The organism is Streptomyces bambusae (genome assembly GCF_020532645.1).
Taxonomy (GTDB): domain Bacteria; phylum Actinomycetota; class Actinomycetes; order Streptomycetales; family Streptomycetaceae; genus Streptomyces; species Streptomyces bambusae.
The window spans coordinates 1-22,114 of the sequence record NZ_JAJAUZ010000047.1 but is presented as its reverse complement, the minus strand read 5'-3'; the positions used below and the strand labels follow the sequence as shown (position 1 = coordinate 22,114).

At 73.2% G+C, this 22,114-nt stretch carries 18 protein-coding genes and 1 pseudogene; 4 read left to right on the top strand and 15 right to left on the bottom strand.

All coding sequences use genetic code 11. The features are described 5' to 3' along the window. Positions 1-482: 482 nt before the first annotated feature. The 4 genes from LG634_RS27125 to LG634_RS38330 all read right to left on the bottom strand — a co-directional run bounded on the left by LG634_RS27125 (position 483) and on the right by LG634_RS38330 (position 8,333). Positions 483-1,181, bottom strand: a complete 699-nt coding sequence (locus LG634_RS27125) for an eCIS core domain-containing protein (RefSeq protein WP_226737293.1) — start codon at positions 1,179-1,181, stop codon at positions 483-485. Positions 1,182-1,698: 517 nt separating this feature from the next. Beyond that, positions 1,699-3,723, bottom strand: coding sequence for an ATP-binding protein (locus LG634_RS27120; RefSeq protein WP_226737291.1), 2,025 nt, complete (start codon positions 3,721-3,723; stop codon positions 1,699-1,701). After that, positions 3,723-4,379 carry a Pvc16 family protein gene (locus LG634_RS27115; RefSeq protein ID WP_226737289.1) on the bottom strand — a complete coding sequence of 219 codons (657 nt, stop codon included), beginning with the start codon at positions 4,377-4,379 and terminating at the stop codon, positions 3,723-3,725. Before LG634_RS27115 ends, LG634_RS27120 begins: the two co-directional genes overlap by 1 nt. A gap of 6 nt (positions 4,380-4,385) precedes the next feature. After that, the gene (locus LG634_RS38330) at positions 4,386-8,333 is read right to left on the bottom strand and encodes a CARDB domain-containing protein (RefSeq protein ID WP_226737287.1); all 3,948 of its coding nucleotides are present in this window, start codon (positions 8,331-8,333) and stop codon (positions 4,386-4,388) included. A gap of 362 nt (positions 8,334-8,695) precedes the next feature. On the opposite strand from LG634_RS38330, the gene LG634_RS27105 reads away from it, so the two are divergent. Further along, the gene (locus tag LG634_RS27105) at positions 8,696-9,364 is read left to right on the top strand and encodes a DUF4097 family beta strand repeat-containing protein (RefSeq protein WP_226737284.1); all 669 of its coding nucleotides are present in this window, start codon (positions 8,696-8,698) and stop codon (positions 9,362-9,364) included. A 49-nt stretch (positions 9,365-9,413) separates the two neighbouring features. On the opposite strand, the gene LG634_RS27100 is transcribed toward LG634_RS27105, so the two are convergent. Next, complete coding sequence (locus LG634_RS27100; RefSeq protein ID WP_226737283.1) at positions 9,414-10,073, bottom strand: response regulator transcription factor; 660 nt, start codon at positions 10,071-10,073, stop codon at positions 9,414-9,416. 172 nt (positions 10,074-10,245) lie between these two features. Between LG634_RS27100 and LG634_RS27095 the strand changes: the two genes are divergently transcribed. Then, a complete protein-coding gene (locus tag LG634_RS27095; RefSeq protein WP_226737281.1) occupies positions 10,246-11,553 on the top strand; it encodes a COG1470 family protein in 1,308 nt (435 codons plus the stop codon). Here LG634_RS27095 and LG634_RS27090 read toward each other — a convergent pair. Next, on the bottom strand, positions 11,534-11,986 hold the full coding sequence (locus LG634_RS27090) for an ATP-binding protein (protein ID WP_226737280.1): 453 nt from the start codon (positions 11,984-11,986) through the stop codon (positions 11,534-11,536). The two genes, LG634_RS27095 and LG634_RS27090, sit on opposite strands and share 20 nt — an antisense overlap. A gap of 129 nt (positions 11,987-12,115) precedes the next feature. On the opposite strand from LG634_RS27090, the gene LG634_RS27085 reads away from it, so the two are divergent. Together LG634_RS27085 and LG634_RS27080 are read left to right on the top strand one after the other, a co-directional pair. Then, entirely contained in the window at positions 12,116-12,952 is an 837-nt protein-coding gene (locus tag LG634_RS27085) for a helix-turn-helix domain-containing protein (protein ID WP_226737278.1), read from the top strand. Further along, positions 12,949-13,194: a DUF397 domain-containing protein gene (locus LG634_RS27080; protein ID WP_226737276.1), complete on the top strand. Its 246-nt coding sequence runs from the start codon at positions 12,949-12,951 to the stop codon at positions 13,192-13,194. The genes LG634_RS27085 and LG634_RS27080 overlap by 4 nt, the downstream gene beginning before the upstream one ends. Before the next feature lie 27 nt (positions 13,195-13,221). Here the strand turns inward: LG634_RS27080 and LG634_RS27075 are convergent, their stop codons facing one another. The 9 genes and pseudogenes from LG634_RS27075 to LG634_RS27035 all read right to left on the bottom strand — a co-directional run bounded on the left by LG634_RS27075 (position 13,222) and on the right by LG634_RS27035 (position 21,964). Beyond that, the gene (locus tag LG634_RS27075) at positions 13,222-13,677 is read right to left on the bottom strand and encodes a hypothetical protein (protein ID WP_226737274.1); all 456 of its coding nucleotides are present in this window, start codon (positions 13,675-13,677) and stop codon (positions 13,222-13,224) included. Between the two features lie 114 nt (positions 13,678-13,791). Beyond that, the gene (locus tag LG634_RS27070) at positions 13,792-14,070 is read right to left on the bottom strand and encodes a type II toxin-antitoxin system RelE family toxin (protein WP_226737272.1); all 279 of its coding nucleotides are present in this window, start codon (positions 14,068-14,070) and stop codon (positions 13,792-13,794) included. 5 nt (positions 14,071-14,075) lie between these two features. Continuing rightward, positions 14,076-14,198 (bottom strand): annotated as a pseudogene (locus tag LG634_RS27065) (prevent-host-death family protein); the annotation flags it as partial. 319 nt (positions 14,199-14,517) lie between these two features. Then, positions 14,518-15,429 carry an FG-GAP repeat domain-containing protein gene (locus LG634_RS27060; RefSeq protein WP_226737270.1) on the bottom strand — a complete coding sequence of 304 codons (912 nt, stop codon included), beginning with the start codon at positions 15,427-15,429 and terminating at the stop codon, positions 14,518-14,520. Between the two features lie 133 nt (positions 15,430-15,562). After that, positions 15,563-16,366: a bestrophin-like domain gene (locus tag LG634_RS27055; protein ID WP_226737268.1), complete on the bottom strand. Its 804-nt coding sequence runs from the start codon at positions 16,364-16,366 to the stop codon at positions 15,563-15,565. Positions 16,367-16,405: 39 nt separating this feature from the next. Then, complete coding sequence (locus LG634_RS27050) at positions 16,406-16,699, bottom strand: hypothetical protein (protein ID WP_226737266.1); 294 nt, start codon at positions 16,697-16,699, stop codon at positions 16,406-16,408. A 175-nt stretch (positions 16,700-16,874) separates the two neighbouring features. After that, complete coding sequence (locus LG634_RS27045) at positions 16,875-18,437, bottom strand: APC family permease (RefSeq protein ID WP_226737264.1); 1,563 nt, start codon at positions 18,435-18,437, stop codon at positions 16,875-16,877. 309 nt (positions 18,438-18,746) lie between these two features. Beyond that, a complete protein-coding gene (locus tag LG634_RS27040) occupies positions 18,747-20,225 on the bottom strand; it encodes an aldehyde dehydrogenase family protein (RefSeq protein WP_226737262.1) in 1,479 nt (492 codons plus the stop codon). Next, positions 20,222-21,964: an N-acyl-D-amino-acid deacylase family protein gene (locus LG634_RS27035; protein WP_226737260.1), complete on the bottom strand. Its 1,743-nt coding sequence runs from the start codon at positions 21,962-21,964 to the stop codon at positions 20,222-20,224. The genes LG634_RS27040 and LG634_RS27035 overlap by 4 nt, the downstream gene beginning before the upstream one ends. Positions 21,965-22,114 lie beyond the last annotated feature (150 nt).

Genomic DNA, 22,114 nt, shown 5'->3' with positions numbered 1-22,114 from the left:
TCCCCCGCCGGCGCCAACCCCACCGGCGCAACGGGCAACTCCCCCGCATCCAGCCGCTGCACGACAACGTCCCGCTGCGGGGCAACGTCCCGCTGCACGGCAACATCCTGCTGCGGGGCAACCTCCAGCCCCGCCGGCGTTTGAGGCGCGGGGTCCGGGGCGGAGCCCCGGGTGGCTCGACCGACAGCCCGCTCGGCCTGCCGCCCCGGCTCGGGGGCAACATCCAGCCCCGCCGGCGTTTGAGGCGCGGGGTCCGGGGCGGAGCCCCGGGGGCGGGCGGACAGGAGCGCCGCCACGGCCGCGTTGCCGGCCCGCCCCTGCAGCCGCTGCACCGCACCCGCATCAAGCGGCGCCCGCCCCCGCACGGCCGGCGCCGCATCCCGCCGGGCCGGTGCCTGCGCCTCGACCCGGCCCGCCCCGGAACGCCCTCGCTCAGCCCCCGCCTTCACCGCCCACCACCCCGCGCCTGAACCCCGTATGCCCTACTCCGCCGGCGCCTCTTCCTCCTCCGCCTCTGCGGCCCGCTGCACGGCCACCTCCCCGCCCGCGCCCACGCCCCCGGACTCCGCCTCCCGCTGCACGGCACCGGCGGGAGCGGGCGCGGGTGCGGGCGCGGGCGCGGACATCACCCGCTCCGCCGTGGCCACCGCCTCCCGTTCGAACCGGTCCCCGGGATCGCTCACCCGGATCCCACCCCCCGCATCCGTCCCGTCCACCGGCCCCGACCGCTGCTGCACGACGTGCGTCAGCTCGTGCGCGAGCGTGGTGCGGCCCTGCTGGGACCCGGGGTCGTACGCGTCACGCTGGAAGACGATGTGCGAGCCGACCGTGTACGCGTGGGCGTTCACGGACTTCGCCGAGTCGTGCGCCGCGGCGTCGGTGTGCACGCGCACGTCGCCGAAGTCGTGGCCGAGGCGGGACTCCATGTCGTCCCGGACCTCCGGGTCCAGAGCGGTGCCGCCGGTGGCCACGACGTCGTGTACGGAGCTCCGCTGGACGGAGGCGGTCCGTGCGTTGCCCAGCGTGCGCTGGAGGCGGAGCATGCCGGCGGGGCCGAGTACGTCGGTTCGGCCCGCGGCGGCGGCCTGCGCGAGGAGGTGGTCTTGAACGGGTGCACCCTCCGGGCGGCGGGTGGCCGCCGTCTCGGTGTCCTCGTCGTGGTCGTGCGTGTGTCCGTGCATGCTGGTCCCCCTGCGGTGGGCTGCCTGTACGGTGCCGGGTGGTGGGGCCGGGTGGGAGGGCCCCGCGGTGCCCCTGCGGGGCATGGCTCCTTGCCTGATCAGGCCAGCAGGCCTTCCCGACCCGGCCGGGCAAATCCTGCCCCCGCGCCGCCTCCAGCCCTGCGCGGGCGCATCCCGCCCCTCCGGCGCTCGAGCCCCGGCCAGGCAAATCCAGCCCCTCCGGCGTTCGAGCCCCGGCCGGGCAAACCCAGCCCCTCCGGCGCTTGAGACCCGGCCGGGCAAATGCAGCCCCTCCGGCGCTTGAGGAGCGGGTCCGGGCAGAGCCCGGTGCCCGGCGCCGGCCGGGTTGCCGTTCTTGGGGCCCCGCCCCAAACCCCGCTCCTCAAACGCCGGAGGGGCTGGATTTGCCCGGCGGGCAGCCGGCCCAAGGGGAGTGGGGCGGCTCACCCGCCGGCGTGGCTGGTCGCGCAGTTCCCCGCGCCCCTGGCGGGGTTGCGGGAGCGGCTGGTCCGGAGGGCTAGCGGGTCCAGGGGTGCCACGGGCCGAATTCCGAGGCCAGGCAGAGGCGGCCCAGTTTCCGGTATTCGCGGGAGATGGCGGTGACGAGGTCCGGCATCGTGAGGGGACGGGAGGCGGCGGCGGACAGGTAGGCGGCGGTGACGGCCGCGGAGCGGATGTCACCGCCGGCCAGGTCGAAGGCGCGCGCACAGAACGGCAGGTCGAGGTCGTCGCCCCGCGGCAGCACCCGCCCCAGCGCCCGGTCCCACAGCGCCAGCCGCTGCGCCTCGTCGGGCAACGGGAAGTCGACGACCAGGTCGAGCCGCCGGGTGAACGCCTCGTCCAGATTGGCCCGCAGGTTCGTCGCCAGCACCGCCAGCCCGTCGAACGTCTCCATCCGCTGGAGCAGGTACGCGCTCTCCACGTTCGCGTACCGGTCGTGCGCGTCCTTGACCTCCGACCGCTTCCCGAACACCGCGTCCGCCTCGTCGAAGAGCAGCACACCGTTCACCCCGGCTGCCTCGGTGAAGATCCGCTCCAGGTTCTTCTCGGTCTCCCCCACGTACTTGTCGACGACCGTCGCCAGGTCCACCGTGTAGAGGTCCAGCCCCAGCTCCCCCGCGATGACCTCGGCGGACATGGTCTTGCCGGTCCCCGAGTCGCCGGCGAACAGTGCCATCACTCCCCGCCCGCGCCCGCCTCCCGGCCGCATCCCCCAGTCGCCGAGCACCCGGTCCCGGTGCCGGGCCCGGGCCGCCAGCTCGTGCAGCTGCCCGAGCACCGCCGGCGGCAGCACCAGGTCGTCCCAGCCGACCGACGGCCGGATCCGCCGGGCCAGCCGTTCCAGCCCGGACGTGTTCTGGGCCCTGGCCCCGCGCAGCAGCTCCGGTTCGCCCACCGTGCCGCCGGCCAGCAGCGCCTGCTGCCGGGCGGCCTTCGCGGCTCGCCGCATCTGCCCGGGGGTGAGGACGAACGCCGCCACCGACGGCCCGACCCCGCCGCCGAGCACCGACCGCCACAGCTCGGCGCGGGCCGCCGCCCCGATCCGCCCGGTCTCGACGAGCAGCGGTGTACGGTCGGACCACTCGGGGTCCCAGCCCGCCTGACCGGTCAGCAGCACCGGCACCCGCAGCCCCGTCAACTCCCGCAGCACACCGAGGTGTTCGCGCAGCGCCTCGACCGGGCCCGCGACCAGCCCGGCCCCGCCCAGCGCCGCCTCCCGCCCGGCCGCCGCGACGAGCGCGGCCGCGTCCGTACGCCCGGCCAGCCGGCCCAGGTCGAGCAGGAGCGCGCCGCGCCCGGTGGCGGCCAGGGCGTCGGCGGCCAGCTCGCGCGCCGCGCCGCCGGCCGGTTCCCGCAGGTAGACCGGCGAGGAGGCATTGACCAGGGCCCGCCCGAGCCGCGCCGGCAGGTCTCCGGCGACGGCCTCGGGCAGCGGCTTGCCGTCCGCCCACCGCAGGACGTCCATGAGCGCCGGATCCGCCGCGTCGTCGCCGAGCAGGTGCCCGGCCACCCGGTCCGGCACTCGCAACGACCTCCCGAGGAACGGCCGTTCAGCCTCCTCCACGATCAGCAGCCCGCCCCGCAGCAGCGGCCCTTCCGGTGCCAGCCGGGCCCGGGCGGCGGCCGACACGGCCGGCACCCCGCACAGCCCGAGCGCCAGCCCGACGGTCGGCCGCCGCCGCGTCACGTCGTCGTTGAGGTAGCCGTAGAGCTGCTCGAACCGCCGGTCGAGGTCCGGCGCGAGCGCGATCAGCAGCAGTTCGGTGTCCAGCTCCAGCAGCCCGAAGCCCTGCTGTACGCCGTAGAGCCGCGACTCCTCCGCCTCCGCCCCGCCGTACGCGTCGGGACCCGGCAGGTCCACCGGCTCCGGCCACGGCACGCTGTCGGCGCCCGGCCCGTCGAGGATCCGCTGCACCGCCTCGTCGGACAGGTACAGCCCGCGGAACGGGTCGTCGGCCTCCGGGTCCACCGCCCGCCGGGCCGCGACCGCCCGCCGTACCCGCGCCTCGACCCGCGCCAGCCGCCCCAGCAGGTACTCCATCAGCCCCCGGCCCTCCGCCGCGCCGCCCGTGGCCGCGCCACCGCATTGGTCGGCGCCCCGGACGCGGACGGCGGCGGAGTCTTCCGGTCCGCCACCCCGACCGCCAGCCCGTCCCGCACCGGCTTCCCCGCCTTCCACACCGGGGCCGTCGCCACCGGCGCGCTGACCACCACGTCCAGCGAGGGCTTGAGTTCGCCGCCGAGCGCCGACCACACGTCCGCGAACGCCCGGTCCTCCGGCGGCGGCAGCGCGATCGACACCGGCACCGGCAGTCTGGTGGCGGCCAGCTCCGGCCCGAGCCGGTCCGACGGCAGCGCGTCGTGCCGCAGGAAGCAGGCCAGCAGCGAGGCCAGCAGCCGGTGTTCGTCCTCGGGCCGCTGCGTCCAGGCGCTGATCAGGTACGAGAGTTTGAAGTACCGCGGCGGCAGGGTCCGGTCGGTGATCCGGCCCGTCTCGTCGTAGATGTTCTGCCGGCCGCGCGAGCGGCGCCGCAGGTCCTCGCGGATGTCGTACAGGTACAGGTTGACCGTCGGTGTGTTGCGCCGGGCCGCCCAGTCCCGGGTCGGCGCGTCGAAGACCACGTCGATCTCCGCGCCCTCCCCGACCGCCTCGGCCCGGACCAGCTCCCGCAGCGCCTCGTCCACCTCGTGGATCACGTACCCCTACCTCCGCCACTGGAAGTCGGACGGCTGGAGCACCCCGGGCACCACCAGGTACGGGGCCCGCACAGGCCGGAACAGCGGGCGGCCGGCCCGTGCGTGCGAGGCGGTCAGCTCCCGGTCGCCGAGCGCGTCCTGCACCAGCACCAGCACCGGGGCCGAGAAGGTGCCGTCGGCACGCACCACCACCGGCGCGGCCGCCACGGTGACGCCCTTGCTCCACACCAGCCGTACGGTCACGCCCGGCGGGAAGGAGCTGCCGAGCGCCCGCGGCACCGAGCCGGGCGGCCCGAGCACCGGGTCGAGCACGAGCTTGGGGGCCCGCACGGTCACGGCCGCGCTCGCCGTGTTGTTCGCCGGGTTGGCATCGGAGCCGCCGGTGGTGACGGCGGCGGTGACCGTGCCGGTCCGGGCCGCGTCCGCCGCGAGCACCAGTCGTACGTAGGGCTGCCGGGCGCCCGGTCCGAGGTCGGGTACGGCGCATCCGGCGGGGGCCAGGCAGGCCGGGCGGGTCGTGGACAGCACCCGCATGCCGGCCGGCGCGGCGACCTTCAGCCGCAGCCCGGTGGCCTTGGCGGGCCCGCCGTTGCGGACGGTGACTTCGGCGGTGATCCGGCCGCCGGTGTACGCGGTCCGGGGGCCTGCGGTGACGGCGACGGCGGGGTCGGCGGGCCGGACGCCGGGCGGCGGGGGCTGCCGGTCGACGGTGAGGACGGCGGAGGCCACGTTGTTGGTGGGGTCGGCGTCGGCGTCCGCGGTGACCACGCCGACGACGGCTCCGCTGAGGGGTGCGGCGGCCGTGACCGACCGTTCGACCCGGACGGAGGCGCCGGGCGCGAGCTCGCCGAGGGTGCAGCCGGCCGGCGGGCAGGCCGGGTCGGCGGTCACGACGGTCACCCGGTCGGGCAGCAGCGGGGTGAGGACGACGCCCCTGGCGGTGGCGTCGCCGCGGTTGCGCACCGTCCACACCAGCGTGGACTGCTCGCCGGTGCGGATCCGGTCGGGGGTGGCGGTGACGGTGACGGCCGCGTCGGGCATCCGCGGGTCGACCACGGTCAGGTCCACGGCCGCGGTGTCGTTCGCGGAGTCCGGGTCGACGGTGGCGGTGGTGGCGGTGCCCTCGATGCTGCCGGTGAACGCACCGGGTGCGGTGACCCCGAGGGTGAGGGCCGCGGAGGCGCCGGGTGCCAGGGTGCCGAGCGGGCAGCCGGCGGGCGGGCAGGGCGTGCCGGTGACGACGGTCAGGCCGGGCGGCAGGGTGAGCTTGAGGACGGCTTCGGTGGCGGCCGCGGTGCCGGTGTTGCGGACGGTGAAGGTGATCTGCGAGGGCTCGTTGATGCGGACCACGGGTGGGGTGGCGGTGGCCGTGACGGCCAGGTCGGCGGCGACGACGATCACGACGAGCCGGGCCTCGTTGTCGGCGGGCGCGTGGTCGGGCAGCAGGGTCGTGGCGGTGGCGGAGACCGGCTGGTCGCCGAGGGCGGCGCCGGTCAGCGGGAGCACCCACTCGGCCTTCGTGCCGGTCTTCAGCACCCCTGCCGTGCAGACGAGTTCGCCCGGAGCGGGGTCGGGCGCGCAGCCCGCGGGCAGCGGGCTGCCCGGGGTGAGGCCGGCGGGCAGCCTGATCCGGACGGCGGTGCCGGGCGCGTCGGCGATGCCCTGGTTCCACAGGGTCACCGTGACCCGGGCGGTGGCGCCGAGCAGCAGCGGGGAGTCCTCGGTGGTGAGGGAGAGCCGCAGGTCTGCGCTGGGCTCCCAGGTGGGCTGGGACTGGTTGTTGCCGGTCTTGCCGACGAGTACGTCCTGGTTGGCGCCGGTGGGATCGAGGACCATGAGCCGGGTGACGCGCCCGCCGTCGCCGTAGGACTGGCGCACGTCGACGGCGAGCCGGCCGCCGGTGGGCGACCAGGCCGGGTTGTCGGGCCGGTCGTACCGCAGCAGTTCGGGCCAGTCGACGCGCAGCGGACAGCCCGCGGCGGGCGGTACGACGGACCGGCAGGAGGTGCCGTCGGCGGCCATGACGAGGACTTGGCGGTCGCCGTCGTAGCCGGAGCGCAGGCTGGTGAGGCGGGGCGGCCGGTAGGTGGTGGTCTGCCGGACGAAGGCGATCTCGGTGGTGTCGCCGGGCCGGTAGGCGGGCCGTACGTCGACGACCCGGCAGGGGTCGTTTGCGGCGCACTGCTTCTGGGTGAGGTCGGTCTGCACGCCGGAGGCGGCGGCGGGCGCGGTCCAGATGTGCCGGTCGCGCTCGTCCGGGACGGCGGTGGGAGTGAGGGCGGGCAGGACGCGCGGGGTCCGGCGGGCCGGTGCGGCGGAGTCGACCGATCCGGGGTCGATCGGCCCCGGGTTGCAGTAGTACCAGCGGGAGAACGCAAGGGTGCGCCCGTCAGGCGACCAGGCCGGGTCGCGGTCGTCGGTGTCGCAGGTGCCGGAGCCGCGCGGGGGCACGCCGGGCAGGGTGTGGAGCAGGGTGCCGCGGTCGGGTCCGGCGGCGATGTCGACCACGGCGATCTGGGCGTGGGGCCGTGGCCGGTCCGGGTCGGGTGCGGCCCAGCGGGCGAAGGCGAGCCGGGTGCCGTCGGGGGACCAGGCGGGCCGGCCCTGGTGTTCGCCGGGGAGCATGCCGGGGTACGTGAGCGGCACGGCGGCGGCCAGGGCGTCGGCGGCGCCGACGAGGATCCGCTCGGTGGCGGGCCGTTCGGGCTGTCCGGTGACGGAGACGAAGGCCAGGCGGCGGCCGTCGGGCGCGTACGCGGGGTCGGCGAGGTCGCTCTCCTCGCCCTGGGCGGCGCGCAGTTGGAGCCGGTCCAGGGGCACGTGCGGGCGGGAGCTCTCGATGTTGAACGACTCGGGGTCGGTGCCGGAGAGCATGATCCGCGGGGTGCCGCCGGCGGGTGTGTACCAGCCGACCTGTTCGGTGGAGAGCGGTTCGTCCTGCTCCTCGTCGAAGACGGGTTCGCCGCGGCACAGTCCGCAGGGGCGGGGCTCGGGCGGCACGAGGTAGGGCTCGAACGACAGGAACAGCAGCGTGGATCCGTCGGGCGCCCAGGCGACGCCGTGCCGGGCCCATTCGTACCGGCCGGAGGCCAGCAGGACGGGCGCGGTGCTGCCGCCGCCGGACGCGGGCACAGTGGCCAGCACCTGTTCGGTGACGGTGCCGTCGCCGGTGTCGCGGCTGACGAGGGTGACGTACGCGATGCGGTCCTTCGTACCGGGTGCGGACGGTTCCCACACGGGTTTGGCGGCGGGCGAGTTGGGCGGGGTGACGGGCTTCTCGGTGCCGCCGTCGGCGACGGTGCGGCGGAAGGCGCGGCCGCCGCGGGTGAAGACGAACTCGGTGCCGTCCGGAGACCAGTCCACCCAGTCGGCGTCCGCGACGGCGCGGCGCAGTCCGGTGCCGTCGGTACGGATCACCCACACGGCGGGGTCGCCGTCCCCGGCCTCGCCGGTTCCGGTGTCGTCGCACCGGTATCCGGAGCGCCGGTCGAGGTCGTCGCCGTCGCCGTCCTTGGCCACGAAGGCGATCCACCGGCGGTCGGGGGACAGGACGGGGTGGAGGATCCGGCGGCCCTTCTCGGCCCACACCTTGACGGCGGGTCCGTCGCCGGTCCGCCGGTAGAGGCCCTCGCCGGTGCCGTCGCGGTCGCTGACCCAGACCAGGTCGTCGCCGCGGGCCCGGGCCTGGCAGTCGTTGCCGGCCCGTCCGACGGGCAGCAGCGGGGTCACGCCGGCGCCGGGCCCGGCGAGGACCAGGCTGCGGTGCTCGCCGTCGCCGATGTACGCGATCCGGCCGGGGTCGGGCGGCGGCGGATCGCCGGGGGCGGCCGCGGCGGCCGGGACGGCCTGCACGGGTGCGGGTGCGACCGCGGGCACGGCGGCGACCAGCACCAGTGCCAGGGCCAGCCCCAGCCCGCGCCGCGCTTTCCGCCACACCCGTAGGACTTCTGCCACGGCGGCCCTCCCCTCGGGAGAACCCTTGCCCGCCCCGGAGCGCCGCAGCATCGCGGCGGGGGCAGCGGTCCGGGTGGCGCCCGGTGCCCCTAAGGGCAGCCCGGGGTGTCCCCAGTAGCGTTCACCTCCATTCCATTGCAATGAAGACGCAGCCGTGTGTTGCATTAGGCGAGAGAACCGTTGCAACGATTTCCCGCCATTCACCTGCAACGACAAGGGTTTTGCGCAACGATCACGTTGCCAGATCCTCGAATGCAACGTAGCGTTTCCAATGTCAGAAAGCAGCCGGGCCGCAGCGGTCCGGCGGCCGGTCCACCGCGGCCCGTGCCTCGCCGCGCCCCACGCAGAAGCAGGAGAGAACCATGCAGAAGTTCCCCGCCACCGCCCCGGTCTCCGCCCTCGTCGACGTCCCCGCCGGCCGCATCCGCTTCATCGCCTCCGACCGCGCCGACGCCACCGTCGAGGTCCGGCCCGCGAACGCCGGGAAGAGCGCCGACGTGGCCGCCGCCGAGGCCGTCGCCGTCGACTTCGCGGACGGCGTGCTGCGCATCGAGACCCCGGAGGCCAAGAACCGCTTCGTCGGCGACTCCGGCACGGTCGAGGTGACCGTGCAGCTGCCCGCCGGCTCCGGCGTCGAAGCGAAGGCGGCCGCAGGCGAGTTCCAGGCCGTCGGGCCGCTCGGCGACGTCACCTTCGACGGCGCCCAGGGCAGCATCACCCTCGACGAGGTCGCCGCCGCCCGCCTGACCCTGCTGGACGGCGACATCTCGGTGGTCCGCCTCGGCGGTTCCGCGGAGATCACCACCCAGCGCGGCGCCATCCGCATCGCCGAGGCCGTGCACGGTTCCGTCGTCCTGAGCACCCAGCAGGGCGAAATCTCGGTCGGCGCCGCCCGCGGGGTGTCCGCCGCACTGTTCGCCGGCACCAGCTACGGCCGGATCCACAACTCTCTCAACAACACCGAGGGCACCGCCGACCTGGCGATCCGCGCCACCACCTCGTTCGGCGACATCACCGCCCGCGGCCTGTGAAACCGCGGGCGGCACCCGCCCGGCCCGCCCGCCCGCCCGCCACGAGGACCTAGATGAACCCCTGCCGCATCGCGTACGCCACCGCGTGCGAGCGGTTGCGCAACTGGAGGCGGGTCGTGACGTCGTGGAGGATGTTCTTCACCGTCCGCTCGGAGAAGGCCAGCGTGCGGGCGATCTCCGCAGTGTCGCTGCCCTCCGCCACCAGCCGCAGCACGTCGACCTCCCGCGGCGCCAGCCCCGTGAACGCCAGCCCCCGCGGGTCCAGCACCTGCCGCTGGAGCCGCCCCACCTGATCCAGCAGCCGCCCCAGCAGGTCCGCCGGCACACTGCCCTCGCCGCGCGCCGCCGCCGCGATCACCTGCACCAGCCGCTGCGGCGTGGCCTCCGCCCGCCGGATCACGCCCACCACCCCGCACTCGACGGCCGCGACCAGCCCGGCGTCGTCGATGTCGGTCGCCACCAGCACGATCCGGCTGTCCCCGGACCGCTGGTAGCGGCGCAGCGTCTGCAGCTCCGCATCGCCCACCCGGTCCGCGGAGACGACCGCCACCAGCGGTCGCCCCTTGCCCTCGTAGTCCTCATCGTCCCCGAGCAGTTGCACCTCCGGACAGTTGCGCAGCTGCCCGGCCAGCCCGGCCTGTGAGACCGGGTCCTGGGCGGTCAGCCGCACCGGAATCCGCTCTGCTCCGCTTTCACCGTGGTAACGCATCGCGACACCCCCTGTTCGGCGGAGAGCCCCACCTCTCCGCACGTACCACGGCCAGTGAACACCCGGGCAGTCAGCAGGCACTCCACACGGACTCAACGGGCAACGCAGCATGCCCCGCCCCGTGTCCCTACGGGAGCGGCGGCCCTTCCGCCACGGTCCCTACCGTCGCTTCATGACCACTTCCGCTCATCTGGACGCCGCGCCGGTGTCGGTCCTGCCCGGCGAAGAGGCCCGGATTCCGCTCGACCTGCGCAACAGCGGCAACGTCGTCGAGCACTACACCTTCGAGGTGCTGGGCCCCGCCGCCCGCTGGACCGTGGTCGAACCCGCCACGCTGTCCGTCTATCCGGGCACGTCGGGCCAGGTCGAGCTGGTCGTCACGCCACCGCATGACACGACCGTCCCCCCTGGTGAACTGACGTACGGGGTACGGGTGCTGCCCCAGGAGGAGCCGCAGCACGCCACCGTCCCCGAGGGCACCCTCCACATCCGGCCGTACGCGGACTTCGGCGCCGAGCTGACCCCGCGGATGGGACAGGGCCGCCGGGGTGCCGCGTACCAGGTGGCGCTGGACAACCGGGGCAACTACCCGCTCACCGTTGCCCTTTCAGGCAAGGACGCGGGCGAGCTGCTGACCTTCGGCACGCCGGCCGCGGCCACGGTGGTGGAGCCCGGCCGGGCCGCGTTCGTGAAGCTGCCCGTGAAGCCGAAGCGGCTGCTGTGGCGCGGGGCCCCCGTCCCGCACGTCTTCCAGGTCACCGCCGCGCCGGCGCCCGGCCCGGACGGCGCGCCCGAGGTGGACCCGGTGCCGCTGGACGGCTCGCTGCTCCAGCGCCCGTTCGTCACCCCCGGCCTGGTCCGGGCCCTGCTCCTGCTGCTCGCACTGCTGGCGCTGCTGGCCGGGCTGTGGTTCGCGGTGCTGCGGCCGGTGGTGCGCAGTGCGGCCAAGGAGGCGGTGAAGGGGCCGGTGCAGGCGGCCGAGCAGAAGGCGGACGAGGCGAAGAAGGCCGCCGAGGAGGCGAAGAAGGCGGCCTCGGGCGGCAACGACGGCAAGAACGGCGGCAAGCCGGGCCCGAGCCCGTCGCCCGGTACGTCGGGCAAGCCGGGCGAAGGCCCGCAGCCGCAGCCGCAGGCGGCCCTGTTCTCGCACCGCCTGACGGCGGGCGCACCGGCGGGCGGCACCGAGTCCGCCACCTACCAGGTCCCCGACGACAAGGTCCTGCGGCTGACCGACCTGGTGCTGGAGAACCCCCAGGGCGACACCGGCACGGTCACCCTGTCCGTCGCCGGCAAGCCGCTGCTCGCGCCGGCCCTGGAGAACTTCCGCGAGCAGGACTTCCACTGGGCCTCGGCCATCCTGGTCGCCTCCAAGCAGGAGATCACCATCACGGTCACCTGCCGCACGGCCGGCCGCCCGCCGTCGGGCCCGGCCCCGACCAAGTGCTCCACGGCCGCGCTCTTCAGCGGCACCCTGGAGTGACGGGCCCGGCCCAGAGCCCCGCCCCGGCGCGCACGCCGAGTTCGGCCCAGACGGTCTTCCCGACCCGGCGTCCCGCAACGCCCCAGTCCCGCGCGTACGCCTGAACCAGCGTCAGGCCGTACCCGCGGGCCTCCGGCATGCGCTCCCCGCGGGCGTCCGACACCTCGACGCGGAGCGTGCGGGTGGCGGGCAGCAGCACCATCCGCAGCTCGAAGTCCCGCCCGGCGACCCGCCCGTGCGTGATGGCGTTCGCCGCCAGCTCCGCGATGACCACGGACGCCGCGTACGAGTCCTCCCCGTCGAGCGGAACCCCCCAGTCGTGCAGCTGCAACACGGCGAGATGCCGGGCCAGGCGGGCGCCGCGACGGATCGGACTGAAACGCTGCGTGAACATGCGTACGGGTGCGGCGAGGGTGGGGGCCAGTGCGTTCATGTTCCCAAGTTCCCCTGGTCACAGGGGATTCGGCAGCAACGGAACTCGTACAGATCGAGTTGTACGAGTTTCCGCTCTGGACAGGCGCAGTTACAGCCCGTGATGATTCCGCTCGGGGAGGTGACGGGCATGACGAACGTCGACCACGACGGTGAATCCGAGGTCCAGCCCAACAGCAGCCTGCTGGACTTCGGTGAGATGGCGAAGGCCTTTCGCAAGCGCGCGGGCCTGACACAGGAGCAGGCGGCGGATCGGCTTCGCTATTCCGTCCAGTACATCGGTTCGATCGAGCAGGGGCGACGGTATCCGTCGGACCGGTTCGTGGAGCGGGCCGAGGATGCGCTGGACGCTTTCGGGATCCTGCGGATGGCCGCCAAACAGCTGACACGGCAGCGGGGCATTGCGTCCTGGTTCCAGCCATGGGCAGAGCTGGAGGACATCGCGGTAGCTCTGAACACGTACGAGTGCCGGGTGGTACCTGGGCTGCTCCAGCCGGAGTCATACGCCAGGGCTTTGATTCGCAATGTGCCGCCCCCGCCGACGGCCGATCAGGTAGAGGCACGAGTCAAGATGCGACTTGAACGGCAGAAACTCCTGCACCGCGTACCGCTCACGAACTTCAGCTTCATCCTCGACCAAGTGGTGATCGAACGGCAGACGGGCGGGTCGGAGGTGACCAACCAGCTCATCGAGCACCTGCTGGAGATCTCCACGCTGACGAACGTCGAGCTCCAGATCATGCCTACCATCCAGCCTGAGCACGCAGGCACGGGCGGCCCCATCTGCCTCCTCGAAACCGAGGACAACAAGTGGGTGGGGTACAGCGAGGGGCAGAGGATGGGGCAGATGATTTCCCGGGCGAAAGACGTCAGCGCCCTCCACCAGCGTTATGCCAAACTGCGCTCACAGGCACTCAACCCGGCACAGTCCCGAGGCCTGTTGGAGCGAATGCGAGGAACGCTATGAGCAACTCGGAGTTGCGCTGGTTCAAGAGCAGCTACAGCAGCAGCGACGGCGACAACTGCATCGAGGTAGCCCTCTCCTGGCACAAGTCCACGTACAGCAGCGGCGATGGCGACGACTGCGTAGAGGTCGCCACCTGCCCCTGCGACACCGTCCACGTCCGTGACTCCAAGGTGCAGGACGGTCCACAGCTCGCCCTCACCCCCACCGCCTGGACCGCCTTCGTCGGCTACGCGACCGCGTAGCCGACGTACGGCCCGCCGGCCCGGGCGTCAGCCCGCTTCCGTGCCCACGCCCGGGTCGGCGATGCAGCTCGCCATGCCGAACTCGCCCTTCGCGGTGGCGCGCTTGGCTTCCTTGCCGTTGACGAGGATGACGCAGTCGGCCGTGCCGCCCTGCTCGCCGAGGATCACGGTGAGGGACGGGATCGAGGTGACGCCCTTCATGGTGAGCTTCTTCTCCCACGGGACGGTCTGGTCCTTGGCCGTCTTGGACGAGGTCTGGCCGCCGGAGCCCTCGAACCAGCCGATCTCGGAGACCTTGCCGGAGCCGGTGACCTTGTAGACGACCTCGAAGGTGCCGTTGACCATCTGGTCCGTCTCCTTCTCCAGCTGCTTGGTCTTCTCCTCCAGCTTCTTCGTCTCGTCCTTGATCTCCTTGACGTCCTCCTGCGCACCGCAGCCCGCCACGGAGGCGACGAGCAGCCCCGCACCCACGAGACCGGCCACTCCCCGACCAAAACGAACCGCACGCACGCCGCACACCACCACTAAAGAGAAGGTAAAGAACCCCCCATACGTACCCCATGACCGCATACCAGAGCAAAAGGATCATCAAGCGACCTACTGCGCCCGGTACACCTCGGGCCGGTGGCACGCGGCCAGGATCCAGACGATCAGGCGGCCACTCTCGACCGTGTAGAGGACGCGGTAGTCCCCGACCCGCAGGCGCCAGCGGGACGCGTGGCCTTGCAGCGCCTTGACGTCGAAGGCCGACGTGTCGCCGGAGTCGAGTGCCCGCTGGAGTTCGGTGAGCCGGTAGAGGATCCGGAGTGCGTCCGGGCGGGGGATCTTGAGCAGGTCCCGCTGTGCGTGCGCGGTGAAGCGCGTGACGAATCCCATCGCGCTCAGCCGTGGAGCTCTCGGAGAGCCGCGGCCATCTCCTCCAGGGAGACGGAGCCTTCGAGACCGTCCGCCTCCGCCTCGTCGGCCAGGCGGTTGAGCCACGCATCCTCGGCCTGCTCGGCCATGGACTCGATCACGGGCTCGCTCCCACCAGGAATGTACTGCTTGCCACAGATGTACATCCAGGACATGTCCCGATACGTGAGCGGAGCGTCAGCAGGACGTCAGCGGGGGGTCGGAGGATGAAGGCGGTTCCGGCCGCATGGGGTGGTCGGGGCCGTGGGGAACCACGTACAGGTGAGTGCGCCTCAGGCACTGTCGCCGCGACCGAGTCGGCCCCACCCCGAGCGGCTCGGGGCGGCAGGGCGCACCCGCCCGTACGTGCACGTGCGCCGGGCAGTCACCCCCGACTGCCCGGCGCTCGCGTGTGTCCCGGACCGGCCGTCAGAGCAGGTTCAGGTTCTTGAAGCCGAAGCCGATCTTGGCCGGCTTCTTGAACGGAGCGGCCGCCTTGCCGGTGCCCGAGTAGCGGTACACGTCGCCGCCCTTGGTGCGGGCCACCAGGTCCGAGACGCCGTCGGAGTCGAGGTCGCCGATGCTCAGGATGCGGTTGTAGCCGTTCCAGCCGGCGCCGACCTTCTTGCGGGCACCGAACGGGGCCTTGTAGTTGCCCGTGCCCGGGTACAGCCACAGCACGCCGGCCGAGTCGCGGGCCACGATGTCCGCACGGCCGTCACCGGTCAGGTCGCCCTGGCCGGCGATCTCGGTCATGGCACCCCAGCCGGCCCCGACCTTCACCCGCGCGGTGACCTTGCCGTCGGCGTAGGCGGTGTACAGCCACAGCACGCCCGCCTTGTCGACGGCGAGCAGGTCCGCCGCCTTGCCGCCGGCCAGGTCGCCGGGCGAGATCACCTTGCGGTAGATCTGCCAGCCCTTGCCGATCTCCTTGGCGCCGCCGCCGGCACGCGAGGAGTAGATCATGCGGCCGTCCTTGGCACGGTTCCAGGTGCCGTCGGAGATGCCGTCCTTGTCGTGGTCGGCCTGGGCCACGGAGACGGCCCAGCTGTAGTCGATCGCGGTGTCGCGGCGCGGCTGGAAGCCGCCCTTGCCGTCCGGGTCGAAGAAGGTCAGCCACATGCCGTCGGTGGCCCACATCGTGAAGGTCGGCGCGGTCACGTCACCCGGCGCCGGGGCGGCGAAGGACGCGCGCGGCGCGTCGGCGCGGACGGCCGCGGCAGCGGCGTCCGCCGGGTTCCCGGCCGCGGTGGCCGTACCGGCCGTGGCGGCCAGCGCGACGGCGGCGGCAGTGGTGACGAGCACGCGCTTGGCGGCGCGCCCGCGCAGGACGAAGGTCATGGAAAAGCCCCCCTGATACATGCGGAAAAACGGGTGCGGTTGGTCAGAAGCACACCGATAACGTGCCGGAATCCTCGCACAGGGGTACGACACGACCCCACGGACCCCCTTCACGCCCGCAACCACGGCCGGCTCAGCCGACCGCCCCCCGCACCCAGAACCGCACCAGCGCCCCCTCCTGGTACGCCGACGGATCCACGCTCAGCTCACCGGCGAACGGCCGGTCCAGTACGAGTACCAGCAGCAGGCTGAAGCCGATCAGCGCGGCCACCGAGGCCACGAACAGCAGTTGCATCCGCAGGCTGCGCAATCCGTACAGGAAGGTCAGCGGGATGATCACCAGCGCGCCGCCGAAGACGAGCACCTGCAGCAGCGTCGGCAGCTCGGTCGTCGCGAGGTCGATCCGCTCGCGCCGCTGCCCGGCCGCGTCGTTCAGGCTCGCGGCGGCCTGGTCGTAGAACGTCTGGGTGCGCCCGTCGGTGGGTTCGTACGCCTGGAGCGCCCGGTACATGCCCTCGACGTGCTGCGCGGTGGCCTCGTGGCTGGGCTCGCCCTCGCGCATCATCGGCCATTGGATCTCGACGACGGCGTGCACGTACGCCCCGACCGCCGCCTGTACCCGGTCCCGGTCGGCCGGCGGGAAGACGTCGGAGCTGCGGACGACGAGCGCCAGGTCGGTGGCCTCCTTGGAGACCACCGCCTGGGTGTGGTCGAGCTGGGTCCACAGGGTGACGACGACGAACGCGAGGATGATCCCGTAGATCGCGCCGAACATGCCGAGCACGACGCCGACCATCTCGTTGTGCTCGCCCTCGGCCAGCTGCGGGTGCGCCCTGCGGGCGGCCAGGCTGCCGGCCACCGCCGTCACCACGATCGCGCCCACGAGCAGCACGGACAGCGCGAACGTACCGAGGTGGTTCAGCAGCCAGAGCGACACCTGCGTACCCCTGCGCCCCCGCGCGTGCGGATCGTTGCGTCAGCCGGCCAGGTGCAGTGACTCGGCGACGGCGCCCAGCGGGCCGGCGACCGCCGGGAACGCGCCCTCGGCGGCGGTGCCGATGCTCTCGTCGGCGGCGACGAAGGCGGTCTGGGCCTCCGCGAGGGTCTGGTTCGGGTCGTCGGTCAGCTCCATGATCTGGCTGACGGCGTCGGCGCCGGGCACGGACTCCTCGGTGGTGCCGGCGGCGTGCGCGGCGGGGGCGAGGGCCAGGGCGGCACCGGCCAGGCCGAGGGCGGCCAGGGTGCGCTTCATGTGGGTCATCGGCTTCATGCCGGACTCAACGACCCGGATCGCCGCAGGTCACCCCCGGTCAACACCGGCGCGGCAACCCCCGTGCGCACACCTGCCCGAACGCACCGATGCCCGCCGCCGTCCGGAGGAACGGACGGGGCGGGCATCGTGCAGCTCAGCAGGACGGGCGGGCCGGGCCCGGTTCAGGTCCGGGTCAGTCGGCCACCACCAGCGACGGGGTCTCCTTGGTGAGCACCTCGCCGCGGAAGAACGCGGGGCTGCGGCGCTCGGTGACGATCATGATGACCACGCCCAGGAGCAGCAGGCCGACGCCGATGACGAAGACGGAGCCGACGCCGAGGACGGTGGAGCCGGATCCGTAGGCCGGGTCCCACATGTCGAAGAGGGTCTTGGCGAAGACGGCCGCCAGCAGGATGCCGCCGAGGACCGGGAAGACGCCCTTGAAGAGCAGGTCGCGGCCGGAGCGGGTGAGCTCCTTGCGGAAGTACCAGGCGCAGGCGAAGGCCGTCAGCGAGTAGTAGAAGCAGATCATCAGGCCGAGCGCGAAGATCGTGTCCGTGAGGACGTTCTCGCTGACCAGGGTCATGACCGTGTAGAACGCGCCGGTCGCGACGCCCGCCATGACGGTGGCGCGGCCGGGGGTCTTGAACTTCGGGTGGACCTTGGCGTACGCGGGCGGCAGCGCCTCGTACGTGGACATCGCGAGGACCGTGCGGGCCACCGGGATGAAGGTGGTCTGGAGCGAGGCGGCGGCGGAGGCCAGCACCGCGACGAAGAGCGCGATGCCCAGCAGCGGTCCCATGACCGGGCCGGCGAGCGCGGCGAAGACGTTGTCGGAGGTCTCCGGGTTGGCGAGGCCGAGGCCCTTGTCGCCGGAGCCGACGGCCATCTGGGCGGCGACGCCGGTGGCCAGGTAGGAGCCGACCAGGACGACCATGGCGATCAGCGAGGCGCGGCCCGGGGTCTTGGCGGAGCCGGTGGTCTCCTCGTTGGTGGCGAGACAGGCGTCCCAGCCCCAGTACATGAAGATCGAGAGGGAGAGGCCGGCGGTGAAGGCCGCCATCGACTCGACGGCGAACGGGTTCATCCACTGCCAGGAGAAGTCGAGCCCGGTGTCGAAGCTGCCGGCGGACGCCTTCTGGAAGGCCATGGCCACGAAGACGGCGAGCACGACGAGCTGGAGGCCTACCAGGGCGTACTGGACGCCCTTGGTGGCGGTCATGCCGCGGTAGCTGATGGCGGTGGCGACAGCGATCAGGGTGAGGCAGGTCGCGATGTGGACGAACTTGTTGTCGTCGAGGGCCGCGACCGAGGGGCTGCCGGTGATCTCACCGGCGAGCAGCCAGAAGTACGAGGTCGCCACGCCCGCCAGGTTCGACAGCACGATGATCGTGGCGATCACCAGGCCCCAGCCGCACATCCAGCCGATCCGGGGGCCGAAGGCCTTGACCGTCCAGGTGAAGGAGGTGCCGCAGTCCGGCATGGCCTTGTTGAGCTCGCGGTAGGCGAAGGCCACCAGGAGCATCGGGAGGAAGCCCGCGAGGAACACGGCGGGCATCTGGAGACCGACCTCTCCCGCGGTGGAGCCGAGGGTCGAGGTGAGGCAGTACACGGGGGCGACGGTCGAGATGCCGATGACGGCACTGCCGAGCAGACCGACGGAACCCTTGCCGAGTCCCTTGCCGCGGATGTCGCCGCCCTCGGCGACGCCGCTTACCGTGTCTCCGGCCTGGGGCCGCACGTCCAGCTGAGTCATGGAAGAGGACGTTAGATGCTGCGCATTCAGCATCCGGAGGCTTGAAGTCCGGATAACGGACAGCCAAATCCCCTTCGAATCCTGAGGCCCGAGACTTCACGAACCTGCAATGAAAGGTTCGCGGGCCCGCCGATCATCGTTTCGGTGAGCCTGGACCTCCGCTTCCGGATAACGGAAACCGCACGAGTGCCCGTTTTGCCCGGTTCAAAACTTTCCCGCGGAACTTTTCGAAGGCCACCGGGGAGCCGCCCGGCCCTTGTCCCGCACGGGTCCGGCGGGTTCGGGCGGCCCCGCCGGACCCGGCCGGAATCAGCCCGGCCAGACGATCGACTGGATTTCGCTGTACGCGTGCAGCGCGTACGAGCCGACGTCGCGGCCGACCCCGCTCCGCTTGAAGCCGCCGAACGGCGCCTCCATGTTCCGGCCGATGGTGTTCACGCCCACCCCGCCGGCCCGCAGCCGCCGCGCGACCCGGAACGCCCGGGCCACGTCCCCCGACCAGACGTAGCTCAGCAGCCCGTACTCGCTGTCGTTGGCGAGCCGTACCGCCTCCTCCTCGTCGTCGAACGGCACCACCGCCACCACCGGGCCGAAGATCTCCTCCCGGACCGCGCGCATGTCGTTGGTGCAGTCCGCGAGCAGGGTGGGGGCCACGTAGAAGCCGCGGCCGTCGCCGACCACCGGGCGGTCGCCGCCCGCCACCACCCGCGCGCCCTCCTTGCGGCCGAGTTCCACGTACGACTCGACGCGGTCGCGGTGCGCGGCGGAGATCACCGGGCCGACCACCGTGCCCTGCTCGCGCGGGTCGCCGACCTTCATGAAGCCGAGGTAGCCGGTGAGCTTGGCGAGCAGCTGCTCGTAGATCCCGCGCTGGGCGAGCACCCGGGTGGGGGCGGTGCAGATCTGGCCGCTGTAGAAGGAGAACGTGGTGCCGATGCCCATCATCGCCGCGTCCAGGTCGGCGTCGTCGAAGACGACCGCGGCGCCCTTGCCGCCCAGCTCCATCAGCTGCCGCTTCATCGAGCGGCCGCACACCTCGGCGATGGCCTGGCCGACGGCCGTGGAGCCGGTGAAGCTGACCATGTCCACGTCCGGGGAGTCCACCGCGGCCTCGCCGACGGCCGGGTCCCGGCCGGACACCACGTTCACCACCCCGGGCGGCGCCCCGGCCTCGTGCAGCGCCTGCGCCATCCGGTACACCGACAGCGGGTCCTGCGGGGCCGGCTTCACCACCACCGTGTTGCCCATGGCGAGGGCCGGGGCGACCTTGCCCGCCGGATTCGCCCACGGGTTGTTGTACGAGGTGATGCAGGTGACCACACCGACCGGCTGGCGCACCTCCAGCGCGCCGAGCACGCTCGCCTTCCCCATCGGGCCGGCCTCGGTGACCTGCGGGGGCAGCCCGCGTTCGACCGGCTCCAGGGCACCCTTCGCGTACCGCCGGAACCGGCTCACGCCCACCCCGACCTGCATGCCGCGGGCGATCCCGGCCGGGGCGCCGGTCTCGGCGCGGGCCAGCTCCGCCCAGGGCTCGTAGTGCCGCTGGATGATGTCGGCGGCCCGGTCCAGGATCGCGGCGCGCTCCTCGGGGCGGGTCCGCGACCAGCTGTCGAAGGCCTCGCGGGCGGCCGCGGCAGCCGCGTGCACCTGGGCGCGCGAGGCCTCGGGGGCCAGCCCGACCACGGATTCGTCGGCCGGGTCCACCACCTCGTAGTGGCCGTGGTCGGGGGCGGTCCAGGCGCCGCCGATGTACAGGTCCTGGGGTGCGGTGCGGTCGTAGCCGGTCATCGGGTGCTCACCGTCTTCGTGTCGCGGCCCGAGCGCAGCACCCGGCCGGGCACGGCGCCGGTGACCTGGTCGTCGCGGATCGTCTCGACGCCGTTGACGCGTACGGACACGATGCCGACGGCCCGGGAGTCGAGGCGGGGGCTGTCGCCGGGCAGGTCGTGGACCAGGGTGGCCGGTCCGGCCTCGATCCGCTCGGGGTCGAACAGCACCAGGTCGGCGTGCCAGCCCTCGGCGATCCGGCCGCGGTCGCGCAGGCCGAACAGGCGGGCCGGGTCGTCGGTCAGCATCTTCACCGCCTGCTCCAGCGGCACCAGGCGGCGGCCGCGCAGGCAGTCGCCGAGGAACCGCGTCGTGTACGGCGCCCCGCACATCCGGTCCAGGTGCGCGCCGGCGTCGGAGCCGCCGAGCATGACGTCCTCGTGCTGCCAGGTCCGGGCGCGCAGGGCCCAGCTGTCCGGGTCGTTGTCGGTGGGCATCGGCCACAGGACGGTGCGCAGGTCGTCGTTGGCGCAGATCTCCACCAGGCACTGGAACGGGTCCTGGCCGCGCTCGGCCGCGATGTCCCGGACGACGCGGCCGGACAGGCCCTCGTTCTCCTTGCTGTACGTGTCGCCGATGACGTAGCGGGCGAAGTCGGCGAGCCGCCGGAAGACGCCGGCCTCCTTGCTGTCGGCGCGGCGCAGCAGCTCGGCGCGGACGCCGGGGTCGCGCAGCCGGGCGATGCGCTCGGGCACGGGCAGGGCCAGGACCTCGCCCCAGCCGGGGATGAGGTTGAGGGCGCAGAACGTGCCGAGGGACATGTTCATGGGGGTGAGGATCGGCATGGTGAGGGCGACGATCCGGCCGCCGGCCTTGCGGGCGCGTTCGCTGGGGACGAGCTGGCGGGGCACGCGGTCGGGGACGGCGGCATCGATGGTGAGGACGTTCCAGTTCAGGGGCCGGCCGGCGGCGGCGGACATCTCCACGAACAGGTCGATCTCGTCGTCCGAGAACCGGTCCAGGCAGCCGGCGACGATCGCCTCCAGCTGGGTGCCCTCGTGTTCGCCGACGGCACGGGAGAGGGCGAGGAGTTCGTCGGGGGCGGCGTGCCGGGAGGCGACGGGGGCACCGGCGCCGTCGGAGTGGGTCGAGGACTGGGTGGTGGACAGGCCCCAGGCGCCGGCGGCCATGGCGTCGTGGAGCAGGCCGACCATCTCGGCGAGCTGGTCGGGGGTGGGACGGCCGCCGGTGGCGTCCTCGCCCATGACGTGGCGGCGGAGGGCGCAGTGGCCGACCATGAAGCCGGCGTTCACGGCGATCCGCCCTTCCAGGGCGTCGAGGTACTCGGCGAAGGTGTGCCAGGTCCAGTCCACGCCGTCTTCGAGCGCCTTGAGGGCCATGCCCTCGACCTTGCTCATCATGCGGCGGGTGTAGTCGGCGTCTTCGGGGCGGGCGGGGTTGAGGGGGGCGAGGGTGAAGCCGCAGTTGCCGCCGGCGATGGTGGTGACGCCGTGGTTCATGGACGGGGTGGCGTACGGGTCCCAGAACAGCTGGGCGTCGTAGTGGGTGTGGGGGTCCACGAAGCCGGGGCAGAGGACGAGGCCCTGCGCGTCCTCGCTGCTCCGGGTCTCCTCGCTCACCCGCTGTGGGTGCCGCGTGATCACGGCGATCCGGCCGGCCCGGATCCCCACGTCCGCCGCGTACCCCGGGCTTCCCGTCCCGTCCACGACGGTGGCCCCCCGGATCACGTGGTCGAGCATCGCGTCCCCTCCTCGTCTCGTTCTTGGGGCGGAGCCCCGAAATCCAGCCCCTCCGGCGCTTGAGGAGCGGGGTTTGGGGCGGAGCCCCGAAATCCAGCCCCTCCGGCGCTTGAGGAGCGGGGTTTGGGGCGGAGCCCCAACAACTGCAAC